We start from the raw sequence: 20,752 nt of genomic DNA on the forward strand, positions 1-20,752 counted from the left end.
TTTAATTTATGGAAAATGAGCAAGTTGTGACAGAGCCCATTGTCGAGCATCTGGGACACTTTTTAATTGATCTGCTGTCACTATTTTCTATCACATTTGATAGAAGCAGTTTCATTGCAGACATAGCGTTATTGGTCGTTACCTTGTTAGTTGCAGCGTTCACCTACCTGGTGGTGCGCCACTTCATGCGAAGATTCATTCATACAAGTAGCCAACACTACAACGCTAAAACAAAGCTCACTATCAAGCGTAAGCATCTGCCTGAAAAGGTATCGGTTCTATTTCCCTATTATTTGTTCATGTCCACAAATGAGCTTATCGTCCCCAAAACTACTATTCCGGGACAACTCATCGATGGTGTACTGGAGATTGGCGCTGCGATATTGGTGCTACGAACTCTGTTTGCGGTGTTTGATCTCTTGCTCATTATAGTTGCCAACAAACATTTCGCGCATCGTTTGCCGCTACACGGCATTGTGCAATTTTTTAAACTCAGTTTTGTCGCACTGGCAGCACTCATTGCGACGTCACATATCCTAGACAGAACCCCTATTTATCTTATCTCTGGCGTCAGCGTAATGGCCGGTATGTTGGCCTTTATTATGAAGGACACCATTCTAGGGTTCATTGCCGGCATTCAGTTGGCCGCCAATAAGATGATATCAGCGGGGGAATGGATTCAATTAGATAACCATAAAGTAGATGGCACAGTACAAGAAGTAACGTTAACCACGGTTAAAGTAAAAAACTGGGACAACACCATTGCCATGATCCCTTCTCAAACTCTCGTTTCAGAACCATTTATCAACTGGTACGGGGTAGATGAAACTGGGGCAAGACGCATAAAAAGGGCCATATTCATTGATGCGGAGACGATAAACTTTGTGGATGCCGATATGCTTGAACACATGGGTAAGTTCAGATTGCTTAAGTCTTATATTGTGCGTAAACAACAAGAAATCCAAGAGTACAACCATACTCTTCCTGATAATGCGGACCCCATAAACTTTAGACGACTCACCAATCTAGGTTGCTTTCGTGAGTACATCGCCAGTTATCTAGCCACCCACCCTGCAGTAATTAAAGATCTAACGATTGTGGTGAGGCAACTGGAAAGTAACCGCTTTGGATTACCGGTAGAGGTGTACTGTTACGTCAACAAGACCAATATCAAAGACTACGAGCGTGCACAGGCCGATTTGTTCGACCATATATACTCAATCATGAAGGAGTTTAACCTAAAAACGGTTAAGCCAATTTCCGCTATTCACTAACAAAAAAAGCGGGTACCAAACTAATGGTACCCGCCCTACTCTATCTACTTAGCAAAAACTTACTTAAGCTTATCTTCGATAAACTGAATAATCTCTTGTGCCAATGCGTCGTCGACTTTCTTAAGGTTCAGCGCCAAAGATTGACCCTTTCTTACGTAACTTGCCTTACCTTTCACAAGTTCCACTGGCTTCTTAGCGGGTTTTTCGACGGTTTGATTAACCTCAGAAATCCAGCCTTCAAGTAGCACCGAAACTTGCTTAGTGATTTTAGCTTCGCTCATGTCGCCAAAGCGTTGCCAAACATACGCGCCGTCTTTCTGACACTTATCTAGAATGCCTTGCTGAGCGGTTTCATCAAGCTCATTAAACTGCTTGTGTAGCTTAACGATGGTTGGTCGACCGAGTTCAGTGACATTAGGGTAAGCTTGAAGCAAAGGCAGAGGTAAAGACGCTGCCTTAAGTGCACCACTCACAAGTGCCTCACTGCATTGGAACAGAGCAGCAAGTCCTTTCTGATCTGTCACCTCGCCAGAATCAAGCTTCGCTTGCATCTCACGGCCTCTTTCGTACAAAGAGAGAGGCTTATGTGCGTTAGCGACGTCAGACAAGAACTTAGCGTGCTCGCCGTTAATGTCTTCTGCCACATAGATAAGAAAGTCTTTCTCAGCCAAGATACAAGACATTCTACGACGGCTACCATCGAGAACTTCAATCTTGCCTTCACTGTTTTTTCTACCTACTGCTGGATATTGTTGGCCGCGCTCTTTAAGGGTGACCAAAATATCAGACAATGCGTGTTCATTTAAAAACGACTGCTCACGGGAGTTGTCAGAAAAAACAATGGTCTTTTGCTCGATTTCCGTTGCAGGGATACGCTGCAATTCAAAAGAAACCATGTCCTGCCCTGCCACTGCCAACTCAATAACTTGAGCATTATCTTTAGCCGCAGTTTGAGCCTCAGCAGGCGTTGTTGCTCTGCGCTTATTTGCTTTGCCAAATAGCTTGGCGTTCAAGTCGGAAGTTTTTATTGCCATACTCTTAATCCTCCTTGCTCAATGACGCCCAGTTACTGTGTAACACTCTCTCTAACTCTAGTGCACTTTTTTGCACGGCATCTTGAGCAACCGCGAGCGTCTTTTTGCCCCCCTCAAAGTCACCTGGAGTGAGGTCAAATACGGTGCTGTAGGTATCTGCACAGGTTTCAAACGCACGACTTCTTGGAATCGTTGCCATCATCACCTGATCTTGCAGAAGATAATTCATCTCAGTAAGAACAGAAACCTGCTTCTTGTTGTCATCTTCAAACATGGTTGGCACCATGCGAACAAACTCCAAGCCATGCCAATCTTCAGGGAACATCTCGTACACGGTAGGTAGATGCTGGAAGAAGTTAACCGTCGATGCCCAGTCAAGACGCTTAGCCGCACAAGGTATCAATAACGCATTGGATGCGTACATTGCATTCCATACCAAGGGGTCTACGTGAGGGCCTGTGTCGATCATAATCACGTCAAAATCATCTGCGATCTTATCAATCAGCTTTTCTTTAAGTAGTTTAACGATATCTAAAGACTGGTCCTGAGAAAGAGATTGCCACGCTTCCGCGTTAAACATAGCATCTTCAGGGAAAGCTGAAATGGTCTTCAAGTTTGGATACTGAGTAGGAAGCAATACGTTCTTACGCAAGAACTCCAAGTCTACCTCGTCTTCATCTGGCACATTGTCCAGCATAATATCAACGGCAGAGTAGATATTGTCATGCTCGCTGATACTGATTTGCGGGTTCAAAAACAAACGCAAAGAGCCCTGGGGGTCCAAGTCAATAAGACATATACGGTAGCGTTTATCCAAATTCAACGCTAAACAGGCAGCAAGGTGAACTACAGTCATTGATTTACCTGTACCCCCCTTCTGGTTCTGAACGTTTACTACCCAAGGTTTATTGTTTTGATTGCGCTTACGTTCGTGAAACTTCTCAACGCCGGCAGACTCCATCAATAGATGAGCCTCATCAAGTGAGATTGAGTAGTGATTGGCGTTGTTTTTAGTAAACTGGTGGCCCTTGGCTTCCATCTTGCTAATAGCGTCGTCTAGTTTTCTTCGAGTCAAACCAGAGCGAGTTTCCATCAATGCTTTTGACATAGGCGGGAAGTGCTCGTCATTTCGCTCTTCCAACACTATTTCAATACGATCAGCTTGAACTTGTTTAGTCTGTTCAGCCAGCTGGTAAAGATTATCTATCGTTGATTCTCTTTTCATCATTCTTCCCATAAATGTATGACTTAGATAATTGTACAGCGAATAGATATAATTACAATAAAGTGCTGAACAATTATTAATGAGTTGAATCACATAAATAGCCTGTTAATTAGGCATACTAACGCACAGTTTCTAATGAATAACTACAGGTAAAGTATCACAGATTTAAAAAGTTACAGGAGTCACGTATTTACATTGTAAAGAACTCATTTTTAGTGAAATAAGCGTGGGGTAGGGGAAAAGAGCAAAATCTAGAGTGAACCCACTCAATAACATAGATTGCGTAGAAACGTTCTCAGGATGTTTCGGAGCGTTTTCGGAACGATGTTAAGTACTGTATGAATTACGGTCATTTGCAAATCAATGCTCCTTTGTTAGCTAGCGGTTCGATATTCCCCCAAATCAGCCTGAAACTAAACTGACTGAAAATCACCATTAGTGGTTTACTACCAGTATCGGCTAATTATTAATCTCATTAGAATTTATGGAACGATGATCAAGGATATATCTTGATCATCGTTCCTTGAGCAAAATTTTTATTTATCCACAAAAACCGGAGATCTTGGATCAATGATCAAGGAACTCGTACTGTAAAAAAGGGGATCGACTTTAACGGGCTATTTCATGAATATGAAGGATCCTTTACGGATCGATGATCAAGTGTTTTTAATCCTCGGAAGCATGTAAATGTTCCGCTAGATTACGGTCAACATTAGGCAGAATGGGCAATGGAGCGGAATCCAGACAAAATCACCATGAATTCAACTGCATTGGGCATAGAAACTCATCTATCCGAAGAACTCTTGATCATGCTTCCAACATTTGAGGCGCTATTGCTGCATCTATTCACAATAAAAAGAAAATGGTTTGTCGCAATCGTTCGCCAGTGACTCCGTAAATGGAATGATTGAAAAACACAGCAATCATCGAAACGATAGATCAACACGCCACTTGATCATTTTTCCGAAATGAAAAGACAATTAAAATCACAAAAAATAAACGATAGGGTAGGGCACTAGAGAAACGATCATACTATTAGAGAGTACCAACAAGGTAATTCGAACACTTAATAAACAATGCGGATGTGGATAAGTTGTTTGTATTCAGTGATCATGCTTTCAAAGCTCTCTTGATCATCTATCAATAATTACGTTGATCACACTTCCAACATTCTTTGATCATGTTTACAGACTTTGTTTGATCATGCTTACGTCTTGCCTATGATCATCGTTCCGATCCAATGAAAAATAAACATATTTTAAAACATACACTTACAGTGATTTTTACGCCCGGATCATTAGATCACTATATCAATAAGATCAGTTTTAAACATAAAGATCAGTCTTAGGAGCAACAAGATTTTTTTCTTTCTTTTTAAAAGAAATTTTCTTAAGCTATACGGAACAATGATTAAGTTACGATAAAGTGTAGACGGATACTAAATGACCAACGAAGACAAGATCCTGATAAAACAACCTCGAAGTCATAAAGATGGACATTTATTTGAAGTTAACAACAACGCCGTTGAATGGATAGAACAGTATCAACACTTCAAGGGTGTTACCAAAAGCATAGTTGAATTACTTAATCTGATTTCTCTACGTGGCATGACTAGCAAAGACGGTCTTGTTTCGACAACAGAGTTAATTGATGCCACAGATGGACAAATCACTAGGGCTGCAATCCAACAACGCCTTAGAGCCGCAGTAAACATTGGTTTATTCAAACAAACACCGGTTAGGTTTGAAACTGGCCTAGCGGGCAAGACTATGCTGCACCACTTCGTCAACCCATCATTGCTTATCACTGCATTAGGTACCGGAAGCTTACAAACCGAATCCACCAAGACGACGGCCAAGAAGAAAAAGACCCAGGCGCTTGCTCAAACACACGTTAACAAGCAGCTGTTAAGCGAGCATGGATTGAATAATCCACCAGCAATGTTGGACGAAGCTGAACAGTTTGTTGTTTCACCGACTAACTGGGCTGGCATTATTGATCAAGCGTTAGCGCCACCAAGAACACGGAAAAATTACCAGAAATCAATGGTTTCGATCTCTGGTACACGAGCTGTTATCGAAACGAGATCGTCAAAAAACATCATGACAGTTGATGATCTTATGACGTTATTTGCCTTGTTTACGCTAACCGTGCAATACCATGATCATCACCAAGATAACTACCACATTAATGCTCAGGTAGCGCCTAATAAAACCCCTTTGTATATCACGGATATTCTCTCTTTGAGGGGAAAAAAGGACAGCGGACCGGCACGCGATTCTATTCGCGATAGCATTGATCGCATCGAATACACGGACTTCCAACTGCACGAACTCACAGGCCAGTGGTTAAGCGAGAACATGCCCGAAGGCTTTAAGAGTGATCGCTTCCGTTTTCTAGCGCGAACCATTACCGCGTCTGAAGAGGCTCCAACCGAAAATGAAGCTGGTGAGATAAAAATAAAACCAAACCTGTATATCTTGGTATGGGAGCCATCGTTTTATGAGGAGTTGCTGACTAAAGATTACTTCTTCTTGTTCCCACCAGAAATCCTTCGCCAGCATACCTTGGTGTTCCAGTTGTATTCCTACTTCAGGAGCCGTATGTCACGTCGCTCTTCTGATATGATGCTACTTAGTGAGTTGAATCAAAAGCTTGCGCGCAATATCGAATGGCGGCGCTTCTCAATGGATCTGCTTAGAGAGCTGAAGAAACTTTCTAAGGGCAAGGGTAACGACGAACTGTTTGTGGTGAATTTATGGGGTTATCACCTGACGTTAAGCGCATTGGAGCCAAAAGGTAAGGTCAAAGATTACCAAGTAGATATTAAGTGCAACGCAGAAGAAGTGGTTCGCTACGCGAGGGCTCGTACTACCAACGCGGGTAAACGTAACATGGCGCCAACGCTGCCCAATCCACTTAGACATGAAATGGTGTCTAAGCAAAAGCTTGAGGAATTGGCGGAGATCATCGATGGCGAGTTTGAACCTATTCAACGTAAAAAGTCGTCACCAAGAGGGAATCTGGGTCGTCGCGTGAAGCTGCGTAAGCACCTGGTTGAGATCAATGCTGAAGAGATCACCATCAGCTTAACCAAATATACCTCTCCAGAAGCTCTAGAACGCAGTATAACGGCTTTATCAGCAATGACCGGACACTCACCTACTTCTATCAGAGAAGAGTGTCAGGAGCTGTTAGAGAAGCTAGATTGGCTGAGGGTAGGGGACAAGGTTGTCAGCTATGAGGCGCTGAGTCGTACTATCGAGTTGTATAATCAAGATTCTTCGGGCGCACATCTAACGATCGAGCGATTGATTTTGGGATTAGCGGTTAGACGTAAAGTGTGCCGCCAGATCCTTGAAGGCCATTATGATGAAACCGTTATGCGAGTGCTGAGAGAGATCGCATCAGGCACTTGATCATGCTTCCGCATAGATCTTGTAAACCCAAGATCTATGCGGATTTATTCGCCCCTCGTGAGGGCTTCAACACAGGGATCGGCGCTTCATTGAGCGGATAAAGCGTTAAGAACTTAACGTGTGATTCAATTTGATTGCTTAACTCAGCGCGCCACGCCTTTCCATGTTGCTTCTTGCAAAACTCAACGATCAATACCATGACCTGCTCAAGCCTACGACAGCAGCATAAACGAATATTTTGATCCACTTCAGCCCGGCTGATCACCTGTTCCAATCGACCTTGTGCTAAACACAGATAAGAGTAGGCCGCCTCGAGCTCTGCCTGCTCTAAATGATGTTGATACATGCGAGCACAACCATCAAGCCAACAGCCAAGCCCTTGACTCTGCTCGATCGACAATTCCGGCCCCCATAATTCTTGGGGAGGATCATTGATCAATTGAGCCAAAACCTTCACTTGATCATGCTTCCGCGTTTTGTGGCACTGCGAAAACTGTTGTTGCCATTGATCTAGCCGAGTCACAAGAATCGTTCCTTTTTTGAGCATTATTATTTGTAAGTGTAAATCAATATTGACTAAAATGTGACCAAATACAGACGCTGTCCACAAAACAAAAAAGGCGGTGATAACCCCATCACAGATCGATTCAAATTTTCTTAACACAAGATTGCTAGATTGCTATCAATACAGAGGTCAGAGGAGCTTAGCGCATACATGACCAGTGCCGCTTCTACTGTATATCACAAGGCAAAAACGCCTTATATTTTATTGTTATTTCAGGAGCAAAGTGATGTCTATTAATTCTATCAGCCGAGAAGAGATGCACGGTCTCGCGGGTTCGTGGGATGAATTGAACGCCACCCCCGAAGCCACTTCGAATAAACAGCTAAAATCTGCAGAGGCAAGACGCCGAATAGAACAAATGCGCGAAATCAGGGAAAGCGGATTGACACTGGAAGAGGCTCGCGAGTTGGGGTTACTACACTAATTCCACACGAGACTAGTACGCTCAGCAATGGGCATATGACAAAAATTACTCTGTCGTATTGTTTTTATTTTCAACTTAAAATACGACACAAGAACGCATGTACTCACTATAAGGGTATGTGCGTTTTTTTATGCGTTTCTTTTCTCCTAGGTCAAAGAATAATCTCACCGTTGGCATACAATAATCATTAAGGTCAACAGACCCTAGAGTGCGTAGTACAAAGGTGGACTATGAACATTAGTGAGCTAGTAACGAATGAACACCTCATCTGGAACCTGTTTATCGCTCTGTTATTGGGCGTAATAATCGGCACTCAGAGAGGCTGGGTAATGCGACATAGGGTTGAAGGCAGTCGTGTGGCCGGTATTCGTACTTACTCGCTGGTGAGCTTGCTAGGCGGCTTGATAGCAACGCTAGCCAGTCTCTACTCGCCCTTACTTATCGGCTTTGGTTTGATTGCGCTGGTCTTATTGGCCTGTATTGCCTTTGTGATGAAGCAAAAGCGAAGTGAAGATATCAGCATCACTGGCGTAGTGAGCCTGCTAATCACCTTTATCATTGGCTGCCTTGCTGTTTCTGGTGAAGCAGTCTTAGCGGCGGTGGCGGCGGTGCTTACCGCTGTGGTACTGGACAATAAAAAAGAACTTCACCAAGCCCTGCAAAAGCTTCAAGAGTACGAACTGGATGCAGCGCTGCGCTTACTCCTTATTTCCATCGTGATGCTCCCTCTTCTACCAAACCAATCGTACGGCCCATGGAATGCCCTCAACCCCTATGAGATTTGGTGGATGGTGGTGCTCATCGCCAGCATTTCCTTTGTTGGTTATTTTGCGATAAAAATTGGTGGCGCTAAGCGAGGGATCTTATTCACTTCTGTGTTTGCAGGTTTAAGCTCCTCTACCGCTCTCACCCTGCAGTTTTCTCAGCTCTCTCGAGAGCAAGCCAATATTAGCCCGTTACTCGCCAGTGGCATCTTGCTTTGCTGCGGCACTATGTTCCCACGCTTACTGGTTGTATTGTCGGTAATAAACCCCGATTTGGTAATTCTGATTTGGCCCATAATCTTACTCATGATGATCGTACTGTATGTGCCTGCTTGGTGGATATGGCGCAGTTGTGAGGTGGATAATGTGGAGCAGAATAATAAGCAGACTAATCCACTTGCTTTGCGTTCGGCGCTGTTTTTTGGTGCGGTATTAGCGGTGATCATCCTGCTTTCGCATGTGCTCTCCAATTGGTTTGGGGATGCGGGCGTGCTTATGCTGTCGGCACTATCAGGTATTACTGATGTTGATGCTATTTCCCTTGCTCTAGGGCGTCAGAGCACAGAGTCGTTAAGTGTTATGGTTGCGTCTATTGGCGTTATTATCGCCGCGTCAGTGAATACCCTAGTTAAAATGGGCATGGTGGTGGCGATAGGGGACAAGAAGCTCTGGTATCGAGTGGCGCCTGTTATGACCGCATGCGTTGTTGTTGGTGGGGGAGTTTCTGTTGTTGTCTTTGGTATCACTGGCGCCTAACTTCAAACTTTCCATTTACAGTGTAAATTAACGCGTTTTTTCTCATCTCAGATTTGTGCTATATTACGCGTCACGAATTCGTAGTAAAAAACCTCACATGTCGATAAATCTTTCTGATCTTCCTGCTGAAGATAAATACCGCGTAGAGTTGGACAAACAAGCATCTTATTTGGTGTGGAAGGTCAAACACTCGCAGGGCACTGAATTAGATATTTCAGAGCAACGCAGCAAGCTTAAGACCGAACAACACGTGCTTTGGTTTGACGAGTCTGTTTCGAAGTATCGACAGATGATGAATTTAGGGTAGTTTTTATCACTCATTGGCAGGCCGATGAGTGTGACTTTTTCTGAGACACATAGAATTAGAGAGTAGATCCCGATGGGAAGAAGTTTTGAAGTGCGCAAGGCCTCAATGGCCAAAACAGCTGGCGCAAAAATTAAAGTTTATTCTAAGTACGGTAAAGAAATTTACATGTGTGCAAAGAACGGTGGTTCAGATCCAGACATGAACTTGTCTCTAAAGCACCTAATCACAAAAGCGAAGAGAGACCAGGTTCCTGCGCACGTTATCGATAAAGCTATCGATAAAGCGACCGGTGGTGGTGGCGAAGACTACCAACCTGCACGTTACGAGGGCTTTGGTCCTGGTGGCACTAGCGTTATCGTTGATTGCCTTACGGACAACGGCAACCGTACCTTCCAAGACGTACGTCAATGCTTCGTGAAAACAGGCGCTAAAATTGGTGTAGAAGGTTCTGTTTCTCACATGTTTGATCACCAGGCTGTGTTCCAGTTTAAAGGTGATGATGACGAAGTGATCCTTGAAACACTAATGATGGACGACGTTGATGTGACTGACGTTGAAGTTGAAGACGGTGTTGTCACTGTTTTTGCTCCGCATACAGAGTTTTTCAAGACCAAGACTGCACTAATCGGTGCTTTCCCTGAGCTAACTTTGGATGTGGAAGAGATTACTTTCGTTCCACAAACTCACACTCCAGTAGCCGGCGAAGACGCAGAAAAATTCCAGAAGTTCCTAGACCTTCTAGATGACTGTGACGATGTTCAGCAGGTTTATCACAACGCTGAGTTGTAATCATGTGTGATTGAGAATGCTTTATAAAAAGTCATTCTCAACCAGAAACAAGTGAAGAGAGCAGGCCTAAGGCTTGCTCTTTTTTTCGCCCGGAATTTCTCCGCCGAGGCGTTTGCACTCATTGATGGCAATGGTGCCTTTATATTTGCCATCAATGTAGCAAGGCACCGAAGGGACGCCTCCTGTGCCATAGCCTGCCACTGTGAGGGGGGAGATGAGTAAAGCGAGCGCTATTAATATCCACTTCATATTGAATCCTCCATGCATGTCATCTCTTACGAAACCCTTTAACTTAAAGTGCAGTTATTAAATCAAAGTATTCACCCTTGGAACGTTCATTTTCCCTGCTACGTGTTAATCTGAGTGCAGTTGCAGGTATAAAAGGAGTGAGTAATGCGAATCAGTTTTCTAGGTTTGGGTGTCATGGGTTACCCAATGGCGGGTCATTTGGTTAAGGCGGGCTTTGAGGTTCGTGTTTATAACCGCACCACTGCTAAGGCAGAGCAATGGGCCAAGGAGTATGCAGGGCAAGCCGTCGCGACTGTAGCAGAGTGTGTTGAAGATGCCGATGTAGTCTTGGTGTGCGTCGGCAATGACGATGATGTTCGTAGCGTCACTACCTCAGCGACCGGTGCTATCGCCAACATGAAGGCGGGCGCTATTTTGGTTGACCATACGACAACATCAGCCAACCTTGCGGAAGAGCTGCTAGAAGCCACCGCTAAAGCCAACCTAAGATTTATTGATGCTCCTGTTTCTGGTGGTCAAGCGGGTGCTGAAAATGGCGTGCTCACTGTAATGTGTGGCGGCGACCCATCTGACTTTGATGCGATGCAGCCAGTGTTTGATGCTTACGCCAAATCTTCTGTGCTGATGGGTAAAGCAGGGCAGGGACAAAGAGCGAAGATGGTGAATCAAATCTGTATAGCGGGTGCTCTGACAGGTCTGTCTGAAGGCTTGTTGTTGGCCGAGAAATCTGGCTTGGATGTTCATACCTTGGTGGATTGTCTAAAGAATGGTGCGGCAGGTTCTTGGCAGATGGAAAACCGTGCTAATACTATGGCGCAAGATAAGTTCGACTTTGGCTTTGCCATCGACTGGATGATCAAGGATCTTGGCTTTTGTTTAGAAGAAGCGAAACAACACGATCTTAAACTTCCATTAACAGAAGCAAGCACTGAAGCTTACAAAGCGCTTTCTGCTGAAGGTTTAGGTCGCATGGATACCTCGGTATTACTCAAAGCGATACGCAAACAAGCGGAATCCTAAGCTTTTCTTAATCAAATTGTCGTCTCCGTGGCAAACACACTATATACTTCACGTATTCCATTTAACGTGCCGTCCTATGACGGCACGTTTTTTTACTAGGAGCGGCAAATGTCTGCAAAGAAAGAAATTCAAAACCTGAACAACCGCATTGATAAGTGCAAACACAAACTAGCGGCTGCTATCTCTCGTCGTGATCAAAGCATCATTACTCAGTTTGAGCAAGAGATCACTAAGCTAGAAAAGCAGGTTGCACAGCTTAAGCACAAAGAAAGCTACGATCTAAACAAAGAACGTAAAGAGCTATCGGATAAGCCGTTTTCTCGTCCAATCACTAAGCAAGAACAAGCTGACATGGGCCAACTGAAGCGCCGTGTTAAGGGCATTGTTGTTGTTCACCCACTGACTAAACTGGGTAAAGCACTGCGTATCGATGAAGTGACAGGCTTTGCTGACAAAGAGTTTTAATTTCCTAAATTCGTTGAAATTACCCTAACCCGCCATAAATGACAGGTAAAACTTGCTGATCCTGTCATTTTGAGTAAACTACGCGTCCGGTTAAAAATTAAACAGTTAGTAAGGTGCGAATGAAAGAGCATGTAATAGTCACAGTTTCCACTGTCGATGGAACTCGTCATTTCCAGATGGGTAAATTATTACAACAATGCCTTAAGGGCTTTGGCTACTTTTTTGTTGCCGCAATTATTGCCGGTGGCGCTGCTATTTACTATCTGAACAATGAGGTCGACTTCGCGCTTTTGAAGCAGACTGAATTGCAAAACCGTTCTTTAGAGTTAAGCGAAGAAGTTGAACAGCTGCAAAACCTGAAGGTAGAGCTTGAAGGGGACCTAGGTGCACGCGAAGAGCGATTGCAACAGGTTTCCGATAGGTTAGGGGACCTGGAAGTGGTTCTTGGCGTTGCTGAAAAAGATGGCGAATTAGAAAGCCGTCTTGATGCAGCCGCGGTAACTTCTTCTGTACGCCTCTATATGCTGAATAATATACCGAACGGCTCCCCAGTAGGCGACGTGCGAGTTTCCTCACATTACGGCTATCGAATTCACCCTAAAACGGGCAGAAAAACCCTACATCGTGGTATAGATTATGCCGTGAACACAGGGGCACCGATCTATGCTACTGCAGATGGTGTTGTTGAGGTTGTTAGACCAAGCAAAACAGGTTCGGGTAATTTCCTGCGATTGCAGCACTCTTACGGGTTCTCTACATCTTATTCTCACTTGCAGAAATTTAAGGTGAAATCTGGAGAATTTGTTGAGAAAGGACAGCTTATTGCTTATTCAGGCAATACGGGTTTCTCAACCGGCCCACACCTTCACTATGAAATTCGCTTTGTAGGCCGCGCACTGGATCCATTGGCATTCCATGAATGGAGCGCAGCAAACTTTGAAACATTATTTGAAAAAGAACGAGGTATTAGATGGGACTCTTTGGTCAAAAGGATAGAAAACCGAGCAAGCAATCAGCTACAACTCTCATCGCAAAAGGCTGCCAAGTCGAAGGCCAATTCAAGCTAGAGAGTGATATGCACGTTGATGGCACGGTCATTGGCCAAGTCAGTGTTGAGCAATCTCTAATCGTTAGCCAATCAGGCCGAGTTATCGGTGATATCTTTGCTGGTAAGGTGATTGTGAATGGCATTATTGAAGGCTCATGCCATGCAACCTCAATCGAAATCTTAGAAAATGGTCAGGTACAAGGCACTATCTACACTGACGACCTAAGCATAGAGCGCGGCGGCAAATTCAACGGCGACACTAAACCATCTGAGAAAGAACAAGTGGTTGAACTGGGTTCAAAAGACAAGCCAGCAGATTCGAAAAGCACTAAGCAGGCTGTGAACAGCTAGCTTGATAGAATACAAGTTTCGAGAAGGGCACGTTACACTGTAAAGTGCCCTTTTTTGTGGGTTTTATAGCTCTTGATTATCAAACTATAAGTGGTAGCTATGTGCTCACTAAGATCCTAGATATTTACTGCGTAAATTCTAGGATGACGACTGTTGTTGATTATAAGGGCATTGTGCCGAATCCTACACAATAACGTCATTCTGGAATTTGCAGCGCAAATATCCAGAATCTTTGAGAGTGCCATAAGCAAGCTATGTGCTTACTAAGATCCTATATATTTACTGCGTAAATTCTAGGATGACGGCTGTTGTTGATTTTAAGGACATTGTGCCGAATCCTGCCCCATAACGTCATTCTGGAATTTGCATCGCAAATATCCAGAATCTTAGGGAGTGCCATAAGCAAGCAATGTGCTCACTAAGATCCTAGATATTTACTTCGTAAATTCTAGGATGACGGTTGTTGTTGAATACCCTAGCGATTCTGAAAGCGGTTGTAGTCCAGCAGGCCGTATTCAATAGGTTGGTCTTTCTCATACCAAGTGTGAATCTTATCGCTAAACGGCCAGAACTTGATGTCGGTGCGTCTTATGGCAAAGCGATCCAACAGTTCTTCGTAATCATCATCGTCTTCTACCTCGCGAATGATTTTAATCAGCTCGGGGATTTCACGCTCCTGCAGGCTCAAGAACGCGGCTGGATAGCTGCCTAGGACGCCGTTTACAAGCGTAAAGGTGTCTTTTTCGGGGTTACGGTTGTCGTCTTCACTAAACAGGCTAGAGATGTTGGTGTGGGCGTTGCTGTGAATTAAGGTAAACACATGTTGCTCACCATTGTCTGCCTCTATGTTGATAGTGATTAGCTGTGGGAAGTACTCTATTCCGCCACCAACAAAGCTACTCACTTCTTGCAGCATTACCTCACTCTCTCGTTTTAACGGCGTATCTGTGACTTCGTAGCGCTTATCGAGTATTGGGGACACTTTATCTGTAAGCAGGGTCAGTAATTCAGTCTTAGGGTCATTGGTACGGTATTCAATCCCAGACTCCTGATCGAACGGCTTAGCATTGCGCGTTAGGTAGTCGGTAAATTCGATAGATTGGCCCTCATACCAGCTAGACAAAATGTCGTGTCGTGACTCTTTAGGCAGCAAGGCAATAAAGTTGGTTTCCCCTTCAATTCGCAGTAAATCCATATACATACGGGTGATAAGCTGGTGGCCAAAGTTGCCGTAGATATCAAAGCCAGCCACTAACAGGTAATGAATACGTTCAAGCAATGAGTAATCTATAACCCAGGCTGTTTTAGGTTGATTGCCAACCAGACCTTTGGCGACGGTAGCACTATCAAAATGTCGGAATATGGTCAGTGCCGCATTAGGATTCTTTTCTGCTCCGCCATCCCAGATGATATCAATATCTAGGTGCTCTCCATTCTTGAAGTAGTCGTTCATGAAGTTGGTTTTTTCAGTCAAATAGACAGACTGAGCCTTAGAGAATTCGATCCAATTGAACAGTGGCGTTGTGTTGCTATCCAACTGCCCAGGCAGCTTCATATTCTTTGCTTGAGAGCGAAGGAATGTGGTCGCGGTTTTATTATCAACTCGTCCAGGGTTGGTGAAGAATACCCAGAAATGGTCGTTGATAACGTTGAGTGCAAGCTGCCCGCGACATACCGGCCCTTTGATAAAGGCCATAATGGTATTTTGCGCCTCATCAAGCAGAAACTGATAGCGAGAATCCACGGGAATATCCGCGAAGGCTAATATGGGGTTGGAGGCTACTTTTAGCTGGTAACTTGGCAACTTAGTGATGGTGTAGTCTTCTTTGTCGAACCACTTCAACCATTTTTCCATTCGTTCAGCATTAAGAGCGAATGGCATGTGGGTCTTATCTACAATCGTTTCACGCTCTCTGATCAATCGATAGTAGACACGATCCACTTGCGGGTTGCCATAAGGCCTACGAGTGGAAATACGTTTTACAGGCTCGCCAGGGGGCGTTGATGAGCGTACAAGATTAAAGAACAGCTTCTCTTCATGATCGGAGAAATAAAGATGAGACAGGAATAGGTGTTCATAGATATAGCGACTGCTGAGTTGACGCTTTAGGCCATCTTGATTGAAGTACGCCTCCCATTTATCCACCGCGTTTTGTTGCTCTTCAGTTAAAGGGGGAAGTTTGGACATACTTGCCCCTTGGCGCAGCCATGCAAGCAGGGTTTGTTGCTCATCATTAGCAAGTGCTGGCATGCCATAAGGCATACCGCCGAGCGGCTGTTCTTCTTTGTACGCTTGGATGGAATCAGAGGTAGGGCAAACAAAGGTGCGATCTAGACTAAAGTCAAAATCATCGTCGTCCAAAATTACGTCATCAGGTAAAGGAAACTCTTCTTTTTGGATAAGTAGCTGCGCCATAACACCGGCTTCAATATTGGCATCTCTGCGTTGCAGGCGCTCATTGAGCACGGGATAAAACTCGTGTGTGCGCCACTCTTCTGTAGAGTGAGCATCTTCATACAGGCGGGTGGGCTTGGTCGCGGTTAGGCGAGCTCCCTGATACACCAATGCGGTGGTTGCGCCGCGATCTATTCCCTCAGGAGACGTGAGCTTTAACTGACATGGGGCATCGTAGCAGGCGTGACAAACCACGCAGCGCTTGTCGAGAATGGGTTGTACTTCATCGATAAAGTATTGGGCTTGTGAGAAGTCATGCTCAACCATTCGGTCTTGAACTTTTTCGGGGCCAAACAGCTCCTCAAAGTTTAACCCGACAAAAGAAGCACAGCCTGAGAAGGCAACGATGAAGGCAATCAGCGCGTACTTTTTCATTAACGTCCGTATCCTTGATAAAAGTGACTCCTATAATGATGGTCGCAACTATACAGAGAGTCAAAAATATACGAGATGTTACAGGCAGTTAACGTGTATTTAAATACGTATCCTTGTGTGTGAAGCTAGATACTGGTTTACATATAAAAAAGGCCAGCTGAGCTGGCCTTTGACGATGATATAGAAAGAGAGTTAGGCGCTATACAGCTCGACTTTGCCTTGTTTCGCTTGCTTGGAACGGTACATAGCCTTATCTGCATTATCCACTAGCACCGAAGGATCTGAGGTATCTGCAGGCGCGACAGAAACCCCAATACTGAAGCGAACTTCAATGTGTTGTCCCTTATGTGAAATAGGCTTACGAATACTATCAACCAAGTTACTGACAATTTGTGAGACATCTTCTTGGTATCGAACCATCGGCAGCAGTACTACAAACTCATCACCGCCATAGCGATAAACGCGATCTGAACTGCGCACGGTTTCTTTGAGTCGCTGCGCGACAGTTTGCAATAGTATGTCTCCATATTCATGCCCAAGCTGGTCATTAATGTCCTTAAATCCATCCATATCGATGAAGCACAGCGCTACAACCTTCTCGTCTAGTTGGCTATACGCAATCGCCTCTTCAATGTCGGAGTACAAGGTTATCCGGTTATAGACGCCCGTTAATTCGTCGGTATGCGCCTTGGTGTGAAGGTCGGAGTGGCGCTGGTGGACACTTTCGCTCATTTTGTAGAAACGCCCCATGAGATACCCAATCTCATCTCGAGGAAGGTAATCCACCACATCTTGCCTTTTTCCTTGCTCTACTTTTTGTGTTGCATCCATCAGCTTGGTCAGTGGATTAAACAGAGTGCGGTTAACCGTCACTACAGTAAAAAAGGCCAAAAACAGCATCACAATGGTCTCTATCACTATCATCATAGTGATGTAAGCTCGAGCTTCTCGATAGTCCCCTTTGCGCTCTTCTAGGAGTCGCTTTTCTTCGGCATTAAATGAAGACAGATTGCGGCGAATATTATCCATGTACTTTTTGCCTACATTGGTACGCACCATCTCTATCGCTTCAGCAGGTTGCTCATTGTAGAGGCTAATGCTGAACGCCAACTCTTCAAGCTTGCTGTCGATATCCTCAACCAACTCGTCAAGCAATTCTTGCTGCTGTGGATTGTCCGATGTGAGGCTTTTTAAGTCACCCCAGATGGATTTGATCTCATCTCGAGAACGAAAATAGGGCTCCAGATAATAGCTTTGCCCTGTGAGTAGATAGCCTCTTTGTCCAGTTTCTGCATCAGAAATAGCATTGAGTAAATCCCCTGAGGTTTGCATAACTTCATTGGTATGGATAACCCATTGCAGTTTGTTTTCGCTGCGGGATTCAAGAAAGTAAATGAAGCCGATATTGGCCATTGAGAAAAAGAACAAAGTCCCTAATAGCAGCTTAAGTTTGTTTTTTATGGTCACGGCTATAATCCTTTATTTGCGTGATACTTGTTGTGTTATGTGTTCACATAGCGCGTCTGCAAGGCGGTGTGATGCGATATTTCGCTCAACAATAGTGGCGTCTAGATGCCCTGAGTTCACCACCTCTAACCAGTGGGTCATCATATGATGGAAGCCTTTACTTTCGAGCATCGGCGTCCAGTCTTTAAGGCTCACATTCGTTTCTTGATTTTCTTTCCAGCATTTTCCTGAAACGAAAGAGTCGAATTCGTATGCTTTATTCTGATAGCAGGCACTTACTCTCTCTCGGGTGATGCCAAATTGTCGGTTCATGCTGGCACGTAGCAAAGTGTCGCCAACCTGCCACTGCACATCAATACGTGCGAGCTTATTGCCTTCCATCTGATGAGTAATATGCAGGTCATCGAGAGTAGACTGAGCATTGAGGTTTACGCTATCAAGCGGGTGAATAAAATCATCAAAGATGAAGGTGCGAATATCCCCAGTAAGATCGTATCGGTTTTTTTCCCAATGCAGTGACCTAAGCTCCCCTACACCGTGCCTGTTAAGCTCAGGAATGTATTGGTTATAGAGAGGGATGTGTCGACGGTTAAAGCCCACATACAGAGGCACATTGTGCTTCTGCGCAGTTTCATAAAGCATCTCAACATCGGCTATGTTGTCTGCTAAAGGCTTATCGACAAACGTGGGTATTCCGCGCTCAAGAAAGAACCTTGCTATTGCAGCGTGCGCGGAAGTTGCCGCATGGATCATTACCGCATCAACTCCAAGTGCGAGCAACTGTTGATAATCATTGCACGATTGCTTGACTCGATATTGTTGGCACAGTTCGTCCAACACAGGCTGTGAGCGAGTACAGAGTATCCACTCTACGTTGGGTAGTTGGGTAACATGAGGAAGGTATGCCTTCTGTGCAATATCACCTAAGCCAATGATTCCTATCTTCATTTTTTATTCCATTCGTTTAGTTAAGCTCACTTTAGCAGAGTCTCGAGCGTAAAAACTATTCTTCCTTTGTCAGAGAGAGAAATAGCATGATATCGATCTAGATATTTATATTAGAAATTTCAGGTTTGTACTTTGCCTTATTTTTATGAACTCACGAATTGTGCAAAATAGCGTCATCAAGTCGATACGCTATTTGGAAATAAATATGAAAAAGTCTTTAACTCTAGTTGCTTTATTCTCTGTGGCCGTGATTACCGGATGTTCTTCTTCAGAGCCAACGCGTGCTGAACAGGCTAAAGAGAAGGTACAGGATGTGGTTGAAGCATATGGATATGATCCTGAGTACGGCAATGATGCACCAGTGCCACCTGCGGAAAACCCAATTCGCGATACTGAAAAAATTGATGAAGTAAAAGAAGCGGTTCAAGCAGCAAAAGACGCTATTGCAATAAATGACGGCAGCTTTGAAAACGATGTGCCAAAAGAGAACCCTACGTTGCAGTGGAAAGGTGAGCTAGCGAGAACTGAGGGTGACGGGACGAAGATCTACACGATATCCAACAATGGCGTTCCCGTTGCTGAAGTCGAGATGAAACCAGACGGTACCGGCACCATTACGATCACGGATCCCGACAACATTCGTGAAACCAAAGTGATTGCAGAGATTGTGAAGCTTGATGGCCACAATGCGTATTACGTCGAGGGTGATGCAGGCAATGACTATGTGATCATCAATGGCAAGCCGATCAAAGTTGATGGTGAGCGTCTACAAGACATGAGCGCCATTGATAAACAGCAACTGAAGCGCAAGGCTCAACGAGTAAAGCAAAAAATACAGGCACATCGCATTAGCGGTTGATGGTCTAATTCTAGCTTAGGAAGGCTCTAAAGATGGTTATCTGCAGAGCCTTTTTTGTATCTTGTTGATGGAGTTTGAATGAAGTCTTTTTGGTCAATGGTTATCTGTATGCTTTTTTCCTCAAATGCATTGGCTGCACTTGAGGATGTCAGCGTGAATCTGCAAGCGTCTCAATATGATGGCGAGTATTTGGGCGTTGCCGGTATTGGTTATGATTTTACAGAGCACTTTTCTGCCTCTGTTGATATTGATACAGACAGATACCTTGAGGTTGGCGCTTCTTACTCAACAATTATAGATACATGGTATCTCGAGACCTACGTCCGCTATGGCTTTGGCGATGAATTAACAGCGCAGGCATCAGACGGAAGTGAGCTTGAATATCAAACGCATATCTACGATGTTGGATTCTTGGCGGGCAAAGCACTAAGTAACAGCGTGTTTGCCTATCTAGATACCTCGCTTCAGTACCGTAACCCTAGCCACAATATAGACCTGCCGGCCTTCGTTGACGATAGTTCGCTCGCTTATGAACTGAGTCAGCAGACAGAATGGAACAACACATTAGCGGTGGACTATACGCCTGTAGAGTGGTTGAGCTTTGGAGCTAGCTATAACTTTGACCTGTTATTAGGCGATCATCCCTATGATGAGAGCTTGAGGGATAGCATGGATGTATCTGTGACACTGAATCTTCCCTACGTTACACCATATGTGAGATACACAAAGGGTGAGTACCGAGTGCGTCCAGGACGACCTGTGCAAGATTCTAGTTATACGGAGGTCGGATTCTACTTTAACTTTTAAGATCGGATTGCGAATGAGGAGCGTATAGTGGTCACAGCATTGATATCTATAATTGTATAATTGCATGAAAAATATACCTTTTCGCTTTTTGTTGACGCAAAATTGTGTAATAACCAACTACACTTATCAGATATCTGTATGGCTCGTTGTT

At 44.3% G+C, this 20,752-nt stretch carries 19 protein-coding genes; 12 read left to right on the forward strand and 7 right to left on the reverse strand.

Annotated features, from left to right (window positions below):
* Positions 1–8 precede the first annotated feature (8 nt).
* Positions 9–1,274 (forward strand): mechanosensitive ion channel family protein, encoded by a 1,266-nt coding sequence (locus tag OCU35_RS19055; RefSeq protein WP_261826240.1) that lies wholly within the window; start codon positions 9–11, stop codon positions 1,272–1,274.
* A 59-nt stretch (positions 1,275–1,333) separates the two neighbouring features.
* Here the strand turns inward: OCU35_RS19055 and OCU35_RS19060 are convergent, their stop codons facing one another.
* Together OCU35_RS19060 and OCU35_RS19065 are read right to left on the reverse strand one after the other, a co-directional pair.
* Positions 1,334–2,308 (reverse strand): ParB/RepB/Spo0J family partition protein, encoded by a 975-nt coding sequence (locus OCU35_RS19060; protein WP_017031746.1) that lies wholly within the window; start codon positions 2,306–2,308, stop codon positions 1,334–1,336.
* 4 nt (positions 2,309–2,312) lie between these two features.
* Complete coding sequence (locus tag OCU35_RS19065) at positions 2,313–3,533, reverse strand: AAA family ATPase (protein ID WP_017028430.1); 1,221 nt, start codon at positions 3,531–3,533, stop codon at positions 2,313–2,315.
* 1,442 nt (positions 3,534–4,975) lie between these two features.
* Here OCU35_RS19065 and OCU35_RS19070 point away from each other — a divergent pair.
* Positions 4,976–6,952, forward strand: coding sequence for a replication initiator protein RctB domain-containing protein (locus tag OCU35_RS19070; protein WP_017031744.1), 1,977 nt, complete (start codon positions 4,976–4,978; stop codon positions 6,950–6,952).
* 34 nt (positions 6,953–6,986) lie between these two features.
* Here OCU35_RS19070 and OCU35_RS19075 read toward each other — a convergent pair whose 3' ends face one another.
* Complete coding sequence (locus OCU35_RS19075) at positions 6,987–7,616, reverse strand: hypothetical protein (protein ID WP_240696295.1); 630 nt, start codon at positions 7,614–7,616, stop codon at positions 6,987–6,989.
* 127 nt (positions 7,617–7,743) lie between these two features.
* Between OCU35_RS19075 and OCU35_RS19080 the strand changes: the two genes are divergently transcribed.
* The 4 genes from OCU35_RS19080 to OCU35_RS19095 all read left to right on the forward strand — a co-directional run bounded on the left by OCU35_RS19080 (position 7,744) and on the right by OCU35_RS19095 (position 10,557).
* Positions 7,744–7,941 carry a PA3496 family putative envelope integrity protein gene (locus OCU35_RS19080; protein WP_261826241.1) on the forward strand — a complete coding sequence of 66 codons (198 nt, stop codon included), beginning with the start codon at positions 7,744–7,746 and terminating at the stop codon, positions 7,939–7,941.
* 230 nt (positions 7,942–8,171) lie between these two features.
* Complete coding sequence (locus OCU35_RS19085) at positions 8,172–9,461, forward strand: MgtC/SapB family protein (protein WP_102485075.1); 1,290 nt, start codon at positions 8,172–8,174, stop codon at positions 9,459–9,461.
* A gap of 97 nt (positions 9,462–9,558) precedes the next feature.
* On the forward strand, positions 9,559–9,768 hold the full coding sequence (locus tag OCU35_RS19090; RefSeq protein WP_017028435.1) for a DUF3283 family protein: 210 nt from the start codon (positions 9,559–9,561) through the stop codon (positions 9,766–9,768).
* Between the two features lie 72 nt (positions 9,769–9,840).
* Complete coding sequence (locus OCU35_RS19095; RefSeq protein ID WP_017243722.1) at positions 9,841–10,557, forward strand: YebC/PmpR family DNA-binding transcriptional regulator; 717 nt, start codon at positions 9,841–9,843, stop codon at positions 10,555–10,557.
* A 66-nt stretch (positions 10,558–10,623) separates the two neighbouring features.
* On the opposite strand, the gene OCU35_RS19100 is transcribed toward OCU35_RS19095, so the two are convergent.
* The gene (locus tag OCU35_RS19100; protein ID WP_065211009.1) at positions 10,624–10,806 is read right to left on the reverse strand and encodes a hypothetical protein; all 183 of its coding nucleotides are present in this window, start codon (positions 10,804–10,806) and stop codon (positions 10,624–10,626) included.
* Between the two features lie 144 nt (positions 10,807–10,950).
* Between OCU35_RS19100 and OCU35_RS19105 the strand changes: the two genes are divergently transcribed.
* The 4 genes from OCU35_RS19105 to OCU35_RS19120 all read left to right on the forward strand — a co-directional run bounded on the left by OCU35_RS19105 (position 10,951) and on the right by OCU35_RS19120 (position 13,690).
* Entirely contained in the window at positions 10,951–11,826 is an 876-nt protein-coding gene (locus OCU35_RS19105; RefSeq protein WP_017243724.1) for an NAD(P)-dependent oxidoreductase, read from the forward strand.
* Positions 11,827–11,934: 108 nt separating this feature from the next.
* Entirely contained in the window at positions 11,935–12,291 is a 357-nt protein-coding gene (locus OCU35_RS19110) for a YibL family ribosome-associated protein (RefSeq protein ID WP_017028439.1), read from the forward strand.
* 119 nt (positions 12,292–12,410) lie between these two features.
* Positions 12,411–13,358, forward strand: coding sequence for a M23 family metallopeptidase (locus tag OCU35_RS19115; protein ID WP_065598492.1), 948 nt, complete (start codon positions 12,411–12,413; stop codon positions 13,356–13,358).
* Positions 13,359–13,366: 8 nt separating this feature from the next.
* Complete coding sequence (locus tag OCU35_RS19120) at positions 13,367–13,690, forward strand: bactofilin family protein (protein WP_261826242.1); 324 nt, start codon at positions 13,367–13,369, stop codon at positions 13,688–13,690.
* Between the two features lie 475 nt (positions 13,691–14,165).
* Here the strand turns inward: OCU35_RS19120 and OCU35_RS19125 are convergent, their stop codons facing one another.
* The 3 genes from OCU35_RS19125 to OCU35_RS19135 all read right to left on the reverse strand — a co-directional run bounded on the left by OCU35_RS19125 (position 14,166) and on the right by OCU35_RS19135 (position 18,935).
* A complete protein-coding gene (locus tag OCU35_RS19125; protein ID WP_261826243.1) occupies positions 14,166–16,520 on the reverse strand; it encodes a fatty acid cis/trans isomerase in 2,355 nt (784 codons plus the stop codon).
* A gap of 192 nt (positions 16,521–16,712) precedes the next feature.
* Positions 16,713–17,987: a diguanylate cyclase domain-containing protein gene (locus OCU35_RS19130; RefSeq protein ID WP_261826244.1), complete on the reverse strand. Its 1,275-nt coding sequence runs from the start codon at positions 17,985–17,987 to the stop codon at positions 16,713–16,715.
* Between the two features lie 12 nt (positions 17,988–17,999).
* Positions 18,000–18,935: a Gfo/Idh/MocA family protein gene (locus OCU35_RS19135; protein ID WP_261826245.1), complete on the reverse strand. Its 936-nt coding sequence runs from the start codon at positions 18,933–18,935 to the stop codon at positions 18,000–18,002.
* Positions 18,936–19,140: 205 nt separating this feature from the next.
* Between OCU35_RS19135 and OCU35_RS19140 the strand changes: the two genes are divergently transcribed.
* Both OCU35_RS19140 and OCU35_RS19145 read left to right on the forward strand, forming a co-directional pair.
* Entirely contained in the window at positions 19,141–19,794 is a 654-nt protein-coding gene (locus tag OCU35_RS19140; RefSeq protein WP_065211005.1) for a hypothetical protein, read from the forward strand.
* A gap of 78 nt (positions 19,795–19,872) precedes the next feature.
* Positions 19,873–20,601: a hypothetical protein gene (locus OCU35_RS19145; RefSeq protein ID WP_261826246.1), complete on the forward strand. Its 729-nt coding sequence runs from the start codon at positions 19,873–19,875 to the stop codon at positions 20,599–20,601.
* Positions 20,602–20,752 lie beyond the last annotated feature (151 nt).

Source organism: Vibrio breoganii, from assembly GCF_024346795.1.
GTDB lineage: Bacteria > Pseudomonadota > Gammaproteobacteria > Enterobacterales > Vibrionaceae > Vibrio > Vibrio breoganii.

Bases quoted from the DNA above. Each gene is read 5' to 3' on its own strand.
- OCU35_RS19055 (WP_261826240.1), top strand. From the start codon at position 9: ATGGAAAATGAGCAAGTTGTGACAGAGCCCATTGTCGAGCATCTGGGA.
- OCU35_RS19060 (WP_017031746.1), bottom strand. From the start codon at position 2,308: ATGGCAATAAAAACTTCCGACTTGAACGCCAAGCTATTTGGCAAAGCA.
- OCU35_RS19065 (WP_017028430.1), bottom strand. From the start codon at position 3,533: ATGAAAAGAGAATCAACGATAGATAATCTTTACCAGCTGGCTGAACAG.
- OCU35_RS19070 (WP_017031744.1), top strand. From the start codon at position 4,976: ATGACCAACGAAGACAAGATCCTGATAAAACAACCTCGAAGTCATAAA.
- OCU35_RS19080 (WP_261826241.1), top strand. From the start codon at position 7,744: ATGTCTATTAATTCTATCAGCCGAGAAGAGATGCACGGTCTCGCGGGT.
- OCU35_RS19085 (WP_102485075.1), top strand. From the start codon at position 8,172: ATGAACATTAGTGAGCTAGTAACGAATGAACACCTCATCTGGAACCTG.
- OCU35_RS19090 (WP_017028435.1), top strand. From the start codon at position 9,559: ATGTCGATAAATCTTTCTGATCTTCCTGCTGAAGATAAATACCGCGTA.
- OCU35_RS19095 (WP_017243722.1), top strand. From the start codon at position 9,841: ATGGGAAGAAGTTTTGAAGTGCGCAAGGCCTCAATGGCCAAAACAGCT.
- OCU35_RS19100 (WP_065211009.1), bottom strand. From the start codon at position 10,806: ATGAAGTGGATATTAATAGCGCTCGCTTTACTCATCTCCCCCCTCACA.
- OCU35_RS19105 (WP_017243724.1), top strand. From the start codon at position 10,951: ATGCGAATCAGTTTTCTAGGTTTGGGTGTCATGGGTTACCCAATGGCG.
- OCU35_RS19110 (WP_017028439.1), top strand. From the start codon at position 11,935: ATGTCTGCAAAGAAAGAAATTCAAAACCTGAACAACCGCATTGATAAG.
- OCU35_RS19115 (WP_065598492.1), top strand. From the start codon at position 12,411: ATGAAAGAGCATGTAATAGTCACAGTTTCCACTGTCGATGGAACTCGT.
- OCU35_RS19120 (WP_261826242.1), top strand. From the start codon at position 13,367: ATGCACGTTGATGGCACGGTCATTGGCCAAGTCAGTGTTGAGCAATCT.
- OCU35_RS19125 (WP_261826243.1), bottom strand. From the start codon at position 16,520: ATGAAAAAGTACGCGCTGATTGCCTTCATCGTTGCCTTCTCAGGCTGT.
- OCU35_RS19135 (WP_261826245.1), bottom strand. From the start codon at position 18,935: ATGAAGATAGGAATCATTGGCTTAGGTGATATTGCACAGAAGGCATAC.
- OCU35_RS19140 (WP_065211005.1), top strand. From the start codon at position 19,141: ATGAAAAAGTCTTTAACTCTAGTTGCTTTATTCTCTGTGGCCGTGATT.
- OCU35_RS19145 (WP_261826246.1), top strand. From the start codon at position 19,873: ATGAAGTCTTTTTGGTCAATGGTTATCTGTATGCTTTTTTCCTCAAAT.